The organism is Vulgatibacter incomptus (genome assembly GCF_001263175.1).
Taxonomy (GTDB): domain Bacteria; phylum Myxococcota; class Myxococcia; order Myxococcales; family Vulgatibacteraceae; genus Vulgatibacter; species Vulgatibacter incomptus.
The window spans coordinates 1,558,700-1,574,420 of sequence record NZ_CP012332.1 but is presented as its reverse complement, the minus strand read 5'-3'; the positions used below and the strand labels follow the sequence as shown (position 1 = coordinate 1,574,420).

Annotated in this window: 15 protein-coding genes; 1 reads left to right on the top strand and 14 read right to left on the bottom strand. The window is 68.6% G+C overall.

What is annotated here, in order from left to right; translation table 11 throughout:
- Position 1: 1 nt before the first annotated feature.
- The 5 genes from AKJ08_RS06420 to AKJ08_RS06395 all read right to left on the bottom strand — a co-directional run bounded on the left by AKJ08_RS06420 (position 2) and on the right by AKJ08_RS06395 (position 3,631).
- Positions 2–646, bottom strand: a complete 645-nt coding sequence (locus AKJ08_RS06420; RefSeq protein ID WP_240475456.1) for a BREX protein BrxB domain-containing protein — start codon at positions 644–646, stop codon at positions 2–4.
- On the bottom strand, positions 643–1,398 hold the full coding sequence (locus AKJ08_RS06415) for a DUF1819 domain-containing protein (protein WP_240475455.1): 756 nt from the start codon (positions 1,396–1,398) through the stop codon (positions 643–645). The genes AKJ08_RS06420 and AKJ08_RS06415 overlap by 4 nt, the downstream gene beginning before the upstream one ends.
- Positions 1,395–1,970 (bottom strand): BREX-6 system BrxE protein, encoded by a 576-nt coding sequence (brxE, locus tag AKJ08_RS06410; RefSeq protein WP_050725308.1) that lies wholly within the window; start codon positions 1,968–1,970, stop codon positions 1,395–1,397. The genes AKJ08_RS06415 and brxE overlap by 4 nt, the downstream gene beginning before the upstream one ends.
- A 270-nt stretch (positions 1,971–2,240) precedes the next feature.
- Positions 2,241–2,495, bottom strand: coding sequence for a YjhX family toxin (locus tag AKJ08_RS06405; protein WP_050725307.1), 255 nt, complete (start codon positions 2,493–2,495; stop codon positions 2,241–2,243).
- Between the two features lie 764 nt (positions 2,496–3,259).
- On the bottom strand, positions 3,260–3,631 hold the full coding sequence (locus tag AKJ08_RS06395; RefSeq protein WP_157370528.1) for a hypothetical protein: 372 nt from the start codon (positions 3,629–3,631) through the stop codon (positions 3,260–3,262).
- 10 nt (positions 3,632–3,641) lie between these two features.
- Between AKJ08_RS06395 and AKJ08_RS06390 the strand changes: the two genes are divergently transcribed.
- Entirely contained in the window at positions 3,642–4,130 is a 489-nt protein-coding gene (locus AKJ08_RS06390; protein ID WP_169788766.1) for a nucleotidyl transferase AbiEii/AbiGii toxin family protein, read from the top strand.
- A gap of 109 nt (positions 4,131–4,239) precedes the next feature.
- On the opposite strand, the gene AKJ08_RS06385 is transcribed toward AKJ08_RS06390, so the two are convergent.
- The 9 genes from AKJ08_RS06385 to guaB all read right to left on the bottom strand — a co-directional run bounded on the left by AKJ08_RS06385 (position 4,240) and on the right by guaB (position 15,553).
- On the bottom strand, positions 4,240–4,866 hold the full coding sequence (locus tag AKJ08_RS06385; RefSeq protein ID WP_050725303.1) for a hypothetical protein: 627 nt from the start codon (positions 4,864–4,866) through the stop codon (positions 4,240–4,242).
- 106 nt (positions 4,867–4,972) lie between these two features.
- Complete coding sequence (locus AKJ08_RS06380; RefSeq protein WP_169788765.1) at positions 4,973–7,579, bottom strand: ATP-binding protein; 2,607 nt, start codon at positions 7,577–7,579, stop codon at positions 4,973–4,975.
- Between the two features lie 100 nt (positions 7,580–7,679).
- Positions 7,680–9,536 (bottom strand): RCC1 domain-containing protein, encoded by a 1,857-nt coding sequence (locus AKJ08_RS06375; protein ID WP_050725301.1) that lies wholly within the window; start codon positions 9,534–9,536, stop codon positions 7,680–7,682.
- 91 nt (positions 9,537–9,627) lie between these two features.
- Positions 9,628–10,161, bottom strand: coding sequence for a manganese efflux pump MntP (locus AKJ08_RS06370; RefSeq protein WP_240475454.1), 534 nt, complete (start codon positions 10,159–10,161; stop codon positions 9,628–9,630).
- A gap of 227 nt (positions 10,162–10,388) precedes the next feature.
- Entirely contained in the window at positions 10,389–10,949 is a 561-nt protein-coding gene (locus AKJ08_RS06365) for a hypothetical protein (RefSeq protein WP_050725299.1), read from the bottom strand.
- A gap of 118 nt (positions 10,950–11,067) precedes the next feature.
- Positions 11,068–11,625, bottom strand: coding sequence for a hypothetical protein (locus AKJ08_RS06360; RefSeq protein WP_050725298.1), 558 nt, complete (start codon positions 11,623–11,625; stop codon positions 11,068–11,070).
- Positions 11,626–11,697: 72 nt separating this feature from the next.
- The gene (locus tag AKJ08_RS06355) at positions 11,698–12,252 is read right to left on the bottom strand and encodes a hypothetical protein (RefSeq protein WP_157370527.1); all 555 of its coding nucleotides are present in this window, start codon (positions 12,250–12,252) and stop codon (positions 11,698–11,700) included.
- 162 nt (positions 12,253–12,414) lie between these two features.
- Positions 12,415–13,965 (bottom strand): glutamine-hydrolyzing GMP synthase, encoded by a 1,551-nt coding sequence (gene guaA, locus AKJ08_RS06350; protein ID WP_050725296.1) that lies wholly within the window; start codon positions 13,963–13,965, stop codon positions 12,415–12,417.
- Positions 13,966–14,089: 124 nt separating this feature from the next.
- Positions 14,090–15,553 carry an IMP dehydrogenase gene (guaB, locus tag AKJ08_RS06345; RefSeq protein ID WP_050727454.1) on the bottom strand — a complete coding sequence of 488 codons (1,464 nt, stop codon included), beginning with the start codon at positions 15,551–15,553 and terminating at the stop codon, positions 14,090–14,092.
- Between the last annotated feature and the right edge of the window lie 168 nt (positions 15,554–15,721).

Here is a 15,721-nt window from a genome sequence, read left to right as displayed (position 1 = left end):
TTCAGGGATAGATGCGGGGGCGGTAGTCGCGATCGGGTGGCAGCTCGCCCATGAACGAGAGGCCGCCGTCGCCGCGCTCGCCCGGATAGAGCAGCACCACTGGGACGCCTCGGGTATTGCCATCCAGGTGCTTGAGGAGGGCCGACGAACGGAAGAAGGGATAGAGGGCGCCGATGCGGCCGATGAGCGCCACGGTGCGATCCGCCTGGTCGGGATGGGCGTCGCAGAAGGAAGCGATGCGCCGCGCCACGTCTGCGGCGATTCCGTCCGGCCCTTCGAGGAGTGGATAGAGGGCGTCGCGGAGCGACTGGAGCGCGCGTTCGGCCTCGCCCCTGGCAGACAAGCGCTTCTCCCGGGCGATCAGATGCTGCACGAAGTCCGTGCCTTGTACCCGGATCTTCTCGAGCATGATCTGATGCATGGGGATCGAAAGCACGACCCAGCCCGCTGCCATCAGATCGTCCGAGAGCACCTTCACCTCGCGGCGCAGCGCGAACTCCTGGTCGGGCTGATAGGGCACGATGGCGAAGCGGTAGTTTTGCATCGTGCTGATCTGCGGGCCGCCATCGGCCAGTAGGTCCCGGCGCAGGGCCTGGAAGGCCGCGCGCAAAGGGCTGGCCTGGAAGATCATGCTGCTCTGGGTCACGAGATCACCTCGGCCGCCCAAGCGGTGAGGGTGGGGTGCTCGAACTGAAGATCCTCCAGGGCGCCCATGCGCCGGTAAGAGACGCCAGGGAGCTTTCGAAGGCGCTCCTCCAAGGCGGGACCCGTCAGGCCGACCGATGCGAGGTAGGGATTTTCGAGGAGCGTGCCCTCGAAGACGAGGCCGCGAAGGAGGTGGAGAAGGTAGAGCAGGGCGTGATCGGGAACGCGCGGCCAGACGAGGGGGCGGGGATCGCGGTTCGAGGCGACGAGCCCCGCTTCATGGGCAGCCGAGAGAAGCTTGCTCGCGACCACGGCCGCAGAGGATGACGACCAGCGACCGGGGAACTTGCTCGCGAGCCAGCGGAGGACGAGGTAGCGGCTGATCTCGGACCTGGGTCCCGAACGGCGCTCGGGCAGGTACGCCCCGGTGAGCTCGCGGTAGAGGGGATCGGAGAGCTGGAGGTGCCAGTGGCAGATCGCCCGACGGGTGTCGGGGGCCATTTCACGCCAGCGCCCGAGGACGGGGAGCGACTCGGGGAAGGCGTCGAATCGGGCGTAGAAGTAGCGAAGAATGCCTGCGACCCGTTCCTCGCTCTTACCGCCGAACCAGCGTTCCTCGAAGGCGCGGCGCAGTCGTTCCTTGGCATTCTCGCCTGGAACCACGCGCGACCAGTAGGCGCGGGCGTCCTCCGTGGCGAGAGCGAGGCGCATGATGCCGGTGTGGATGTGCGCTTCTTCGTGCGAATGGTTCACGCCACCATCCGGAAGTAGGGCATCGGCCAGGCGTCGGCGAAGGGTAGGAGCGCCGCAGCCAGGTGGGCCACGGCGAGATCCCGGGACTCGGGTGGCGATTCGCGCATCTCCCTGCCGGCGGGGGTGATCCGGTATTCCACCGTATGCCGGAGCTGGGCTTCGAGGCTTTCGCGATCGAAAGCCGCATGGAGGTTGGGGAGCTCGGGAAGCGCCTGGGCGGGCGCGATGCCGCTTCGCTTGAGCTGCGCGAGGCGCTCACGCAGCCGTTGGTCCAACTCGGGGCCGAGGTGAAAGAGGGTGAGGAGCTGATCCGGCCGGGCCGTCGCGCCGCGCGCCTTCGCGTCCGTCTGTCGTGCGGCCTCCCGTGCCGCTTCCAGGGAGGCCCAGGGCTGGGTGCGGGGAAGAAGCCGGGCGAGGAGATCGGCGCCACCGGTGGAGTCGATCACGTCCGTCTGCCACCAGCCGAGCCGGCTCGGCTCGCAGCGGCCCTCCCCGGCCCAGGCGATCGTGAGCTGGAGGGTGAGGATCCGATCGAGCGTGCTGTCGGAAATCGGGGAGGTTGCGAGGGTCATGGTGTAGGTGCCGGACGATGGATGCCCTGGCCGCGGAAGCGCACGGCCAAGGGTGCAGCGATCCACGAAAGCAGTTCAGGTTACCGGAAGCCCTTGGGTTCTTCCATGTGGTCGTGGTCGAGACGGGCCTCGGCTTCCGACCTAGGAAAGACGTTCATGACGCGACAATCCCTTCGCGAAATCGTGCGGTATTCGCCAAAAGGCGTACCACGCGGAGGGCCATGGTCGAGACCACATGGCCATGAGATACCCAAGCGCTTTCCGCCGCTCTCAACGATCGGGCTTGCCGGCGAGAGCATGCAGGCCGAGGCGGGAGATGAGGTAGGGACCGCCGTTGGTGGAGACGATGAGCTTGCGCCGCCGGAGGCCCTGGAAGAGCTCCAGGGTGCAGAGCGAGAGGCGCCATCCTTCGGCGGTGAAACAAAAGGTTTCTACGATTCGGCCGCGCTCGTCCTTGACGGGGACGATACGGCTGCCCTGGGCAAGCGCGTCCAAGACGCGCCGCTCCTTGCGGGAGACGTTCAAGATTTCGATTCCTGGGAGGATGCAACAGAGAGGGCGCTCGACGAGCGCCGTACGCCGTGCCGGTGGGCACGCGATTCCGCGGCTCTTTACGAGCGCGTCATCAGGATGTGGCGTCTCTGCGCATGGACCTCGGGGAATCGAATCGACGGGAGGCTAACCGCGGGCATCGAGGCGGTCAAGGCGGGCCGAGGCGCGGTGTTCAGCACGATCGATCGTGGCCACCGTGTGCCGACCGCTGATCCTCGTCGACGCCTGAAGGGCCGACGCGAGGCCGCTCCCGGCCTCGAAGTGATCTTCCGGGTTCGCACCTGGGCTCCGAGGCCTGGAGCGGGAGCGCTGCGATGCCGCAGCCGCATCACTCGAAAGGACCGGTAATCCCTCGGATCCCTCGAATTCCGGGGCCGGACCCGCCTCCCCTTGGCGTTCACTCATGGTTCTTCTAATGTACGTTATGTAACCCAGCGGATCGGAAAAACGAGGCGGCCGACGCCCGCTCTGCGGCGCCTGCCCCACTGCCGCCCTGGGATTGCGTCGGGACGCTCGAGCGCTGCCGAGTAGCTGGTTCAGGGGAACTGTCGCTGGCCGCCGAGGGCGATCGCCAAGCCGCCGTACTGGTAGGTGTGGCGCCACGAATCCAATGGCGTTCCGATGACGGCCGCCCACGGGCGCAGGCTCAGCCACGAAAACGGGCGCAGCTCGAGGCCCACCCCTGCTTGGCCGAGCCACTCGCCGGTTCGAGTGCCGTGGCCCCGGATTCCGTGCGACTAAATCAATCGCGAGAGACTCTCGATCGCGATCCGTCGAAGCTTCAGGTAGCGGTTTCGATCGAAGGGCTCGGCCTCGAGGCGCTCGATCAACGCATCGCCCGGCAAGCCGATCTCGTTGGCCCATGTCGGGCGCCAGTGGTGCCGGAAGGCGGAGAGCCAGGCGAGGAGCGGCTCCCGTAGCCGTTGCTCGGGAAGATCGGGATCGGTTGCGAGGCGCTGTACAGCCAGGCGCGCCGCTGCGAGTGACGACGTTTCGCGGCGAGCCGAACCCGGCGGACCCAACGGCAACCCCATCTCCACCAGCGCGTCGAGATCCTCCATCGCCGCTATAGTGTAGCGCGTGCGAGCCGACCTGGACCATGACGCCATCGAGAGAATCGTGAACGCCGTCGCGGACCGCCTGGCGGGAGGCTGGGTGCTGGTCGGGGGCGCTCTGGTGAGCCTGTGGCTCGACTCCCGCCGGACGACCGAGGACGTCGACCTCTTTGGAATCGATGGTGGGCAGACCGCGCGGTTCGAGTTGATGAAGCTCGCGCAGGATCTCGGCCTCTCGGTCGAGTCGGTGAACTCGGCGGCCGATTTCTTCGTCCAGAGGATTCCCGGTTGGGAGAAGGAGTTGGAACCTCTCCGCGCCGGCGCGAAAGGAACCGTCTACCGCCCCACTCCCACCCTCTTCCTGATGTTGAAGGCGGCGCGGCTGTCGTCCACGGATCTCGACGATTGCCGCGCGATGATCGCCAAGTCGCGAGCCGACCACCTGCCGATCGACGTCCCTCGAATCCTGGGCTGGATTGGAGAGCTCCCCACTATGAGCGACCAGGCCCTCACGGAGAGGCGCGAGCGGCTCGTGGAGCTGCTCGACAAGTAGTCGACCGGCCAACGCCGAACCTCCCGCTCGGCGCCGTCGAGGTCGCTGAGCCGGGAGAGCACGGCGCAGGCTTCGCAGCGCAGGAAGCCCTCGCGGCCGAACGGCTGCATCAGGGAAACTCTCGCTGGCCGCTGAAGGCAATCGCCAGGCCCCCGTACCCGACCATCTCGCCCCACGAAGTTCTTCCGGCGATTGCCATCCAGGGGCGAAGGCTAAGCCAAGGTAGCGGGCGCATCTCGAGACCCACTCCTGCTTGGCCGAGCCACACGTTGGTCCGCGTGCCGTCGGTGTCCCGGCCGATCATGAAGACTGGCCCGAGGAAGCCCACTACGGAGATCCGGGGCGCGAGATTCAGATCGACGAGCGCCGGAAGCCCAAAAGCAGGCAAGCCAGAAAACCAATCGAAGACCGCAGTGGGTCCAAGCGAGAAATCGATCCCCGGCGTCCGGACGAGCTCGATGGTCGCATCGAGGCTAAGCGCACCGGGCATAGAATAGCCCAAACCGATGTCCAGTCCGCGGGCTGCGCCATACCGCATGGTGTAGGAAGGTGTCGGGAAGTTGAAAGCTTCCGCCAGTTCGCACTTCTCACAGAACTTTTCGGCGTCGAACCGGAGCACGTGGGCGCCGATGGTGTGCTCGACCTCTCCCTGGGGAACGGTTCGCGCCGGACGGAATGCCGTCGGTATGCAGGCAGTGAACGCCAGCGACACGACCACGAGCCCCAGAAGTTTCACGCACCCCTCGAATTCGCCGCTGAGTGTCGGGATCCTACACGATTTTCCGTGTTGGCCGAGCCCAGCTGGCTAAATCAAACGGGAGAGGCTCTCGAGTCAGTCCGGATCAGCGGCGGACCACGGAGATCGCGGGGTCCAGGAGGTAGCCCTCCGCGTGGTGGCGGATGGCGCCAGCGAGGCCGACGGATCGCAGGAACCAGATCGCGGTGTAGACGCGGTTGGCGGCTGCGTCCGGGCGGATCTGTTCGCCGGGCCAGCCGATCTCGACGAGACGATCCTGGGTGATGCCGACGCCCGGCGCCAGCAGCCGCTGCTCCACGAGCGCGAAGAGGATCCGCCTCGCGGCGGCGCGCTTGCGGAGGTCGATCGGCTGGCCACCGTCGAGGCGGATCCAGTCGGCCTGCGGTCCCACGACGATCCCCGCGGCGTCGACATCCGTACGATCTGGTTGCACGCCGGGTGCTTGGAGGCGTCGCTGCCGGGTACGCTCGAGGATCCGGAGGGCGACGACCATTGCCTCCGACGAGGCCGCCGCCCTCCCCGCCCCTGGATCGTCTGCCGGACCGACCTCGTCGAGGTGTTCGAGGGCCTCGACCATCTCCAGGCCCGTCGGATCGAGGAGCTCGGTGAAGATGCGGCGCGCGTCGGCGAAGTCCCGGGCCGCTTCGTCGCGCCGGCCGGCGAGGAGCGAGGCGGCCGCCGCAAAGGGAAGGAAGAGGCCGAGGTGCCGTTTCTCCGCTGCCGCTCGCACGAGGGAGATGGCTGCGTCGAGGCGCTCCCGCGCGAGTCGGATCTGCCCGCGCTCCAGGCAGACCAGGCCCAGGTTGGCGAGGGCCAACGCCTCGAAGCGGCGGTTTCCGAGCTGCCGCTCCAGCGCCAGCGCCTGCAGGAGGTGGTGCTCGGCCTCGTCGAGGTGGCCAGCGGTGAGATCGACGCTGCCCAGGTTGAGGATGGCGTCGGCCTCGGACGCGCGGTCCTCGATCCGGCGGAAGACGGCCAGGGCCTCGTCGAGCACCTCCCGCGCCTCCCGGTAGCGCCCCTGCCCGGATCGGACCGCCCCCAGGTTCAGCAGCGACAGGCCCTGGTTCCGCACGTGCCCCGCCTTGCGGAAGCGCGCGAGGGCGGCGTCGAAGTGATCCGCGGCAGGAGCGAGGCCTCCCCGGCTCTCCTCGAGGACGCCTGCGGCCAGGTGCGCGAGTCCCTCGAGGAGCGGATCCGACAGGGTGTCCGCCAGCCGGAGCGCCCGCTGGACCTCCCGCTCGGCGCCGTCGACGTCGCTGAGCCGGGAGAGCACGGCGCAGGCTTCGCAGCGCAGGAAGCCCTCGAGGGCAGCGTCCCCGAGCGAGGTGGCGAGGGCGACGGCCTCGTACAGCCTGCTACGTGCGGCGTCGGGTTCACCGAAGCGCCGGTCGGCGGCCGCCCGCACCCGGAGCGCGCGGGCGACGAGCCGCGGATCGCCCGACCGCGTGGCGGCGTCGAGGGTCGAATCGAGGAGCTCGGCCTCGGAGGCAGGCGGGCCCTGGAGCGCGGCGAGAGGCGCGAGGGCGAGCCCGGCCCGTGCCGCTACGGCGGGGGTCTCCCCCTGGAACCGGCGGTGGATGGCGAGCAGGTTCTCCCGCTCCGCGGCGAGGCTGCGGAAGGCGGCTGGGGCGCCGGGGCCATCGACCTCGGAGGCCCAGACCTCTGCTGCCGCGAGGAGGCAATCGGCCTGTCGACGGATGGTGTCGTCGTAGCGGCCGGATTCCTTCAGCTTGCGCAGCGCGAACTCGCGCACGCTCTCGTAGAGGAAGAAACGAGGAGCGTCGCCGCCGCTGAGCTGGAGGAGGGCCTTGGCGCGGAGGCTCTCCAGGACATCCAGGATCGCGCGCTCGCCCGGCCGCAGGATCTGCTCCGCTGCCTCGAGCGAGAAGCCGCCGGCGAAGACGGCGGACTGCGCGAGTGTGTCCGCCTCCTCGGGCGCGAGGAGCTCCCAAGTGAGGGAGATCGCATCCTGAAGGGAGCGTCGCCCCGCGTCGCTTCGGAGCAGATCGAAGCGCTCCGAGATCCGCGCGAGCATCCTGCCGGGAGGCAGGGTCCGGATCCGGGCCGCCGCGAGCTCGAGCGCGAGGGGGAGGCGGTCCAGCCGCTCGACGAGCTCGGCGATGGCCCCATGCTCCGCCTCGGTGAAGGCCCGGTCGGCAGCGGCCCTCCCAGCTCGATCCCGATAGAGCGCAGCGGCGTCGTCCGGCTCCAGGGGATGGAGCTCGAAACGGGTCTCGCCCTCCATTCCGATTGGGACGAGCGACGTGGCGAGGATCTGGAGGCCGCGGCACCGGTCCAGCCAGGTCCCGAGCACCCCGGCGGCGTCGGCCGCGATCGCCTCGAGGTTGTCGAGGACGACGAAGGTGGGCCCCCGGTTCTCGAGGGCGTCTGCGAGCTGCCGCGGGTGGGTGCCGAGGACCGAGGCGAGGACCGTCTCCAGATCGCGGGCGCTGCGCCCTGCGGAGAGATCGCAGAGCCAGGTGCCGCCGTCCGTTCGGAAGCGGGACTCGAGGCGAAGGGCGAGCTGCCGGGCGAGCCGGGTCTTTCCCATCCCCGAGGGGCCGACGACGGTCACGAGCCTCGCCCCGCCGATCAGCAGCCCTTCGAGGGAGGACACCTCCCGTCGACGGCCAATGAAGGGCGTCCTGTCGGGGAGGAGGTTCGAATGCGCGTTCCCGGTCGAGAGTGCCACGGCCTCCAGGCTACCCCGGGAAGCGATCCGGTTCATCCCCGGCAAGGTCGAGGCGCTTGGTCGGGTCCATCGGACGACTGGCCGATGGACCCGGCCCCGCTCATCTGCCTTCTTCCTCGGCGACCGGCCACGGCTCCCACGCGAGGTTCAGATCGAAGCCCGCGCCGCTCATGCCCAGGTGGCCAGATCCCCAGCAATAGGCCGCGCCGTCGGAGCGGATGCCGCAGGTGGTGCTCCCGCCCGCCGCGATCGCCTGGAAGCGGTGGCCGCCGGCCACTTCGACCGGGAACGGGCTGTCGGCGAGGGTGCCGTCGCCCAGCTGGCCGTAGAGGTTGTTGCCCCAGCACCACGCCCGCCCCACGTCGTCGAGGGCGCAGCTGTGATGCGCGCCTCCGGCGATCGCCACGAAGGCATGGTCGCCGGGAACCGGCACCGGCTCGTATTCGGTCCAGCTCGAGAAGGTCGGCTCCCTGCCCGTCTGCCCCGAGGAGTTGTCGCCCCAGCACCAGGCCTCGCCGGCCCCGGTGAGCGCGCAGACGTGGTTGGATCCATGGGCGATCGAGAGGAATGCGTGGTCGCCGTGGACCTCGGTGGGCACCAGGGCCTCCCAGGTGTCCGATCCCAGCCCGAGCGAGCCGGTGGCGTTGTTGCCCCAGCAGAGGGCGCGGTTCGCGGTGTCGATGGCACAGGTGGTTTGCAGCCCGGCGCCGAGGTCGAGGAAGGTGCGATCCCCCAGGACCTTGCGGGGAACCGGGACCTTGTCCGGCAGACCTCCGCCGAGGCCCAGGGCACCGTCGCCACTCATGCCCCAGCACCAGGCCTTCGAGTCGGAATCGAGGGCGCAGGTGAAGTCGTATCCGAGCTCGATCCTCGAGAACGGGCCCTGCTGCAGCACCGGCATGGGCACCGCGACGCCGCCGAAGCCGGTGAGGTCCTCCACGACGCCGAGCTCGCCGGATCCGTTCGAGCCCCAGCACCAGGCCTGTCCGCCCGGCGTGAGCGCGCAGGCGTGGCCCTCCTGGGCGCGGATCACGTCGAAGACCAGGTTCGGCTCGTCGGCCAGGTCGGTCCGAACGGCGGCGGGCGTGGGGAAGGATTCGTCAGACCAGGCGCCTCGCCCGAGCTGCCCCCAGTAGTTCCATCCCCAGCAGAGGCCCCTGCTGGCGGGATCGAGGCCACAGGAAAAGTTCGTTCCGACCGAGATCGCGCCAAACGGAGCGCCTGCAGGGCGCGGCTGCGCGGCGCTCACGTCGATCCGGGCGGTGCCCTCGAGGTTGTCTTCCACGCTGGCGACGAAGAGCGGCGTGCTCCCTTCCCCCACGCCGCGGACGAGGCCTGGCTCTGCGTCGGCGACGGCCGGGTTCCCGACGATCCACAGCAGCTCGACGTCCTCGACCACCTCCCCGTCCTCGTTGCGGGGGATTGCCGAGACGGACGCCTCTTCTCCTGCCGCGAGGGAGAGCCGGCTCGGGACGATCTCGATGGAGACGACGGGGAGGCGGCGCACCCGAAGGCTCCGGACCCCTTTGCGCTGGCCCGCCGTGGCGACGAGCTCGGCCTCGCCCGGTCGCAGGGCGGTGACCACCCCGCCGTCCACGGTGAAGATCGACGGATCGGAGCTGGACCAGCTCACCTCCTGGTCGGGGATCTCGTTGCCATCTCCGTCGCGAACGGAGGCGTAGTACTCGGCGACCTCCTTCACCTGGATCGAGAAGCAGTCGAGGCAGAAGCCGTCGCGGCTGATCCACACCTCGCCTTCGGCGGGCTCGCCGCCGCCGGTCCCACCCGGGCCCGGATCGCCCGCGGAGCCTCCGGTGCCGCCCGTGTCCGGGTCGCCCGCGGTCCCGCCGGCACCCGGATCGCCTCCGCTTCCGCCCGTGTTCCGGGGCGCGTCATCGCCGCAAGCCGCCAGCGCGGCCGCCAGCGAGATGCCCAGGAGCCAATACCTCGATCTCATCTCTACCTCCGAGAGCCTTGAGACCCTTAATGGTCCCAGCTCGATTCGGAGAGACGATCTTAAAGATCCTCAAAGATTGAGGAGCAGGCGATCAGGCCAGGTGTTCGACGAGGGCCTTAACCCCGAGCCCGATCAGGACGAGACCACCGAACGCATTGAGCCGTGGCCCGAAGATCCCGCCGAAGTGCCTGCCGGCGAGGAGCGCCCCGGAGCTGAGGACGGCGGTCGTGATCCCGATGGTGAGGAGTGAGAGCACGAGGGGTGCATCGAGCATCGGCAGGGTGATCCCGACGACGAACGAGTCGATGCTGGTCGCCACGGCGAGGAGGAGCATGACCCGGAGGCCGAAGGGTTCTCCCGCGGCGCTTTTGGCACCCTCCTCCGCGTCCGCGCCAGTGCCACGGGCCTCCCAGAGCATCTTGCCGCCGATGCCGCCCAGGAGCGCGAAGGCCAGCCAAGGTCCCCACGTGGCCACGAGTGGCCCGAGCTGATTGCCGATCGCCCAGCCGATCAACGGCATGAACGCCTGGAATCCACCGAAGAGCCCGCCGACGAGGGCGACATCCCGCGCGCGGATCTTCGAGGCGGCTAGGCCCCGCGCTGCGGCCACGGCGACCGTGTCCATCGCAAGACCGCAGGACAGGAGGAGAATCGAGAGAAAGCTCAAGGGGCAGCCGGGCGGAGGGTTTCGGGCCGTCGTCGTACAGCCAACAATCTGCGGATGGCAAGCCATTCGCAGCAACCGCCCTGCAGGCCTCTGTCAGGTCAGCCGCCGCCCCATAATCATCGTCGCAGGATCCTTGGCCCACGACAGAGGTCCGTCCGACATGCGATCGACCTGGAGTGCCGCCGCTACAGAAGACCTCCGAACGAAAGGCGCAGGGCCACCTTGGGAAAGTCGAACCCCCGGGTCTCCCAGGTCGGGAGGAACGCTCCGCCCATCACGCGAAAATGGAAGCCACTCTGGGAGGTGAAGAGGTATCCGGCCGAGACGATTGGGCCGATGCCGCTTTCGCCGCTAGGGCCGCCGTCGGCGCGTTCGCCGCCAAAGCCAACCGCCGCAAAATCGACGCTGAGGCCCAGCGCGTTGCGGGGGACCACGGCCGTATCATCCGAGAGCGGCAGGAATCCAAGCAGTCCAACTGAGCCGCTCATGATGAGTGGTGCTGCAAAGGGGGCGATCCTTGCGGTCACCGCCAAGTACCGCAGGATCGACACGTCTGCTTCGATGTGGAGGACATCGGGGACGCCGACGCCCCCTAGGAATAGGACCCGGCCAGCTTCCCGGTCATACGCTGACGAATCTGCCGCCCTACCCGCCTCAGCCGGGTCCGGGTCCGGATCCGCGCTCGAGACCCGAGGGATCACGCACGCAGCCATCGCTGCGAACAGCACGAAAACGAGGGTCTTCATTGGTGGCCTCCGTTCGAACGCCGGCTTCACTCAGCGTATCACGGACTCGTCGGCGGAATCTTTCCTGCCACCAAGGGCTGGTGCGACCTTCCGAGCCGGATGAAACGCCGGAGAGTCGCTACAGGAGGCCCCCCAAGGAGACGCGCAGGTTCAGCCAGTTCTGGTCGTCGTGCCCCCACATCGCCAGGAAGGCTCCGGCCATCACGCGTACGTGGAAGCCGCTTCGAGAGGTGTACAGGTATCCCGCCGAGACGGTCGGGCCGTGGGAGGCATCTGGGAACAGGTCCTCGGACCGGTGCTCGAGGTCGCTCCCGAACTTGGCTGACATCGTCGAGAGCTCGACACCGAGACCCAGCGCGTGCCGGGGGATCAAGGCCGTATCCGCAGACAGGGGCAGGAGCCCGAGCAACCCTGCCGAGGCTTCAAAGATTACGGGCGGCAATGCGCCGACCCGCCCGGTCACGGCCAGGTACCGCGCGAGCGCCACGTCGACTTCCACGTGCAAGAACTCGGGGAAGCCGGTTCCGGCCATCAGGAGCACCCGATCGGTCTCCCGCGTCGCTGGAACGGTGTCCGCGTTTTCCGCATTCGAAGCCGCGGTGCCTGCCGGCTCCGCGCTCGAGATGCGAGGGATCATGCACGCGGTTGCGAACACGACGACGGCTAGGGCCTTCATCGACGGCCTCCGATCGAACGCTGGATGAAGAGAGCGTATCACGGAGGCGCCTGTACCCGCCGAGCGAGGCCGCTACAGGATGCCGCCCAAGGAGACGCGCAGATTGCCCATACCGACGCGGTTCCCCCACGTCGAGACGAAAACGCCGCCCATCACGCGCACGTGGAAGCCGCTTGAAGCGGTGTAGAGGTAACCCGCCGAGACGGTTGGGCCACTGGAGGAGTTGGGGAACAGATCCTCGTGTGTCCAGCTATCGTAGGATTCGCCAGCCCAAATAGCCGTCGTCGACAGCTCTACGCCGAGGCCCAGCGCGTGCCGGGGGATCAAGGCTGTATCCGCGGAGAGGGGCAGCAGCCCGAGCAACCCTGCAGAGGCGCTGAAGAAGAAAGTTGGCAACCCGCCGATCCGCCCGGTCGCGGCCAAGTACCGCGTGAGCGCCACGTCTGCTTCCAGGTGCAACATCTCCGGGAAGCCGGTTCCGAACATCAGAAGGACTCGATCGGCCTCCCGACTCGCATCCCGATTCTCCGCGTTCGAAGACCTGCTACCCCTCGGATCCGCCGCCGAGACGCGAGGGATCATGCAGGCGGAAGCGGCTGCGCACAGCACGACAGCGAGGGTCTTCATCGGTGGCCTCTGTCCGAACGCTGGGATTCACCGAGCGTAGCACGGAGGCAATGGACCCTACACTACGCGCGAACGCTGCTTCACGCTCCGTGCGAGCCGCCCTTCGAGCCGCCCTTCGAGCCAGAGGCCCCGGAGGGCCCCTGGCGAGGACGACGCCCTAACCTACTCCCACTCGATGGTGGCGGGAGGCTTGGACGAGATGTCGTAGACGACGCGGTTGATGCCCTTCACCTCGTTGCAGATGCGGGTGGACATCTTGGCGAGGAGCTCGTGGGGGAGCCGCGACCAGTCGGCGGTCATGGCGTCCACGGAGTCCACCGCGCGGATGGCGCAGGTCTCGTCGTAGGTGCGCTCGTCGCCCATGACGCCCACGGAGCGCACGGGGAGCAGCACCGCGAACGCCTGCCAGATCCGGTCGTGGAGGCCGGCGGCGGCGACCTCCTCGCGCACGATGGCGTCGGCCTCGCGCAGGGTCTCGAGGCGCTCGTCGGTGAGCCCGCCCAGGCAGCGGATCGCGAGGCCCGGCCCCGGGAAGGGCTGCCGGTTCACGATGTGCTCGGGCATGCCGAGCTCGCGGCCGAGCTCGCGGACCTCGTCCTTGAAGAGCTCGCGCAGCGGCTCGACCAGGGCGAGGTTCATCTTCTCGGGGAGGCCGCCCACGTTGTGGTGGCTCTTGATGGTGGCGGACGGACCCTTGAACGAGATCGACTCGATCACGTCGGGGTACACGGTGCCCTGGGCGAGGAACTTCGCGTCGCCGACGCGCTTGGCGGCCTCGTCGAAGACCTCGATGAACTCGTGGCCGATGATCTTGCGCTTGCGCTCCGGGTCGGTGACGCCGTCGAGCTTGCCGAGGAAGCGGGCCCTCGCGTCGATGACCTCGAGCGGGACGTGGAAGCGATCCTGGAAGACCTCGCGCACCTGCTCGCGCTCGCCCTTCCGCAGCAGGCCGTGGTCCACGAAGATGCAGTGGAGCTGGTCGCCGATGGCCTTGTGGATGAGGAGCGCGGTCACGGCGGAGTCGACGCCGCCGGAGAGCGCGCAGATCACCTTGCCCGAGCCGACCTGGGCGCGGATCTGCTCGACCAGGGTCTTGGAGAACGAGGCCATGTTCCACTGGCCCGTACAGCCGGAGATCCGGAGGAAGTTCTGGAGGATCTCCTTACCGCGGGCCGAGTGGTGGACCTCCGGGTGGAACTGCACGCCGAAGATCGGCTTCTCCACGTGGGCGACGGCGGCGAGCGGCGAGGACGGCGAGGCCGCGATGGCGCGGAAGCCCGGGGGCAGCTCCTCCACCCGATCGCCGTGGCTCATCCACACGTCGCAGCTCTCGCCGACGTCGAAGCCCTCGAAGAGCGGCGAGGCCGCCTCGATCTTCACGGGCGCGCGGCCGTACTCGCGCTGGGGCGCCCGCCCCACCCGGCCGCCCAGGGCCTTGGCGAGGTACTGGAGGCCGTAGCAGATGCCGAGGAGCGGCACGCCGAGGTCGAAGACGACCTGGGGCGCCACCGGGCTGCCGACGGTCTCCACCGAGGCGGGGCCACCGGAGAGGATGATCCCCTTCGGCGCGAAGTTGCGAATGGACTCCTCACTCGTGGTGCAAGGCAGGATCTCGCAGTAGACGTGCATCTCGCGGACGCGCCGCGCGATGAGCTGCGTGTACTGGCTGCCAAAGTCGAGGATCAGGATCTTCTCGGCGTGGATGTCGCTCATCTTTCGCGTCTCGCCTCTAGGCGGCGAGCCCTTTCTCGGTGCTGGATCGACTCGCGGGCGGCCCCGGGAGCCATGTGGCGGCTCCCGCGGGCAGCCCGCGATGGAGCTGCGTTCGTCGAAGGAATCAGTCTCGGCGGTAGTTCGGCGCCTCGTGGGTCACGATCACGTCGTGGACGTGGCTCTCGCGGAGGCCCGCGGAGCTCATCCGCACGAAGCGGGGCTTGGTGCGGAGCTCCTCGATGTTGCGGCAGCCCACGTAGCCCATGCCGGCGCGAAGCCCGCCCATGAGCTGGTGGATGATCATCGCGATGGGCCCCTTGTACGGGACGCGGCCCTCGATGCCCTCGGGGACGAGCTTGATCTCCTCTTCCACGTCACCCTGGAAGTAGCGATCCTTGCTGCCCGCCTTCATGGCGCCGACGCTGCCCATGCCGCGGTACTGCTTGTAGGAGCGGCCCTGGAAGAGGATCACCTCGCCGGGCGCCTCCTCGCAGCCGCCGAAGAGCGAGCCGATCATCACGGTGTTCGCGCCGGCGGCCAGGGCCTTCACCACGTCGCCGGAGTACTTGATGCCGCCGTCGGCGATCACGGGGACGTCGGCTTCGGCGCAGGCCTTGGCCGCCTCGTAGATCGCGGTGAGCTGGGGCACGCCGACACCAGCGACGATGCGGGTGGTGCAGATGGAGCCCGGGCCGACGCCCACCTTGACGCCGTCGACGCCCGCCTGGACGAGGGCCTTGGCGGCCTCGCCCGTGGCGACGTTGCCGGCGACGAGCTGGATGTCGGGGAAGAGCTTGCGGGTCTCGCGAACGGCCTCGATCACGTTGCGGGAGTGGCCGTGGGCGGTGTCGATCACCACGAGGTCGACGCCGGCCTGGACGAGGGCGTGGATCCGCTCCTCGCGGTCCGGCCCCACGCCGACGGCGGCGGCGGCCAGGAGGCGCCCGAAGGCGTCCTTGCTGGAGTTCGGGTGCCGCTGCGTCTTCTCGATGTCCTTGATCGTGATCAGGCCGACCAGGCGCCGCTCCTCGTCCACGACGAGCAGCTTCTCGATGCGGTGCTCGTGGAGGAGCACCTTCGCCTCGTCCTGGGTGATCCCTTCGCGGGCGGTGACCAGCTCGCGGGTCATCACCTTCTCGACCGGCTGCTCGAGGTTGCGCTCGAAGCGGAGGTCGCGGTTGGTGAGGATGCCGACGAGGTGGCCGGCCTTGGTCACGGGGATGCCAGAGATGTCGTTCTCCCGCATCAGGGCGACGGCCCGGTGCAGCGGCGCGTCCGGCTCGATGGTCACGGGGTCGACGACCATCCCGGACTCGAACTTCTTGACCTTCATCACCTCGAGGGCCTGATCGGCGATCGAGAGGTTCTTGTGGATGACGCCGATCCCGCCCTGCTGCGCCATGGCGATGGCCGTACGGGACTCGGTCACCGTGTCCATCGCCGAGGAGACGAGCGGGATGTTGAGCTGGAGACCGCGGGTGAGGCGACTCGTCGTCTCCACCTCGCGCGGCATCACGTCGCTTTCGCCTGGAACGAGCAGGACGTCGTCGAACGTGAGGGCTTCCTGAATCTTGTTGGGGTCCAGCACCGGCGCACCTCCGGGCGGCCTGGCGCAGGCGCGCGAGAGGCCGCGATGGTCCTCTCCGAACACGGCTTGCGCCGTCGCCTCTTCCATCCTTTTCGGGATTGCGCAAGGGCCGCGTCGCGAGGGCCTCCGTCTATACAGAACGGCCCCTTTTCCGTCAAACGACGATGG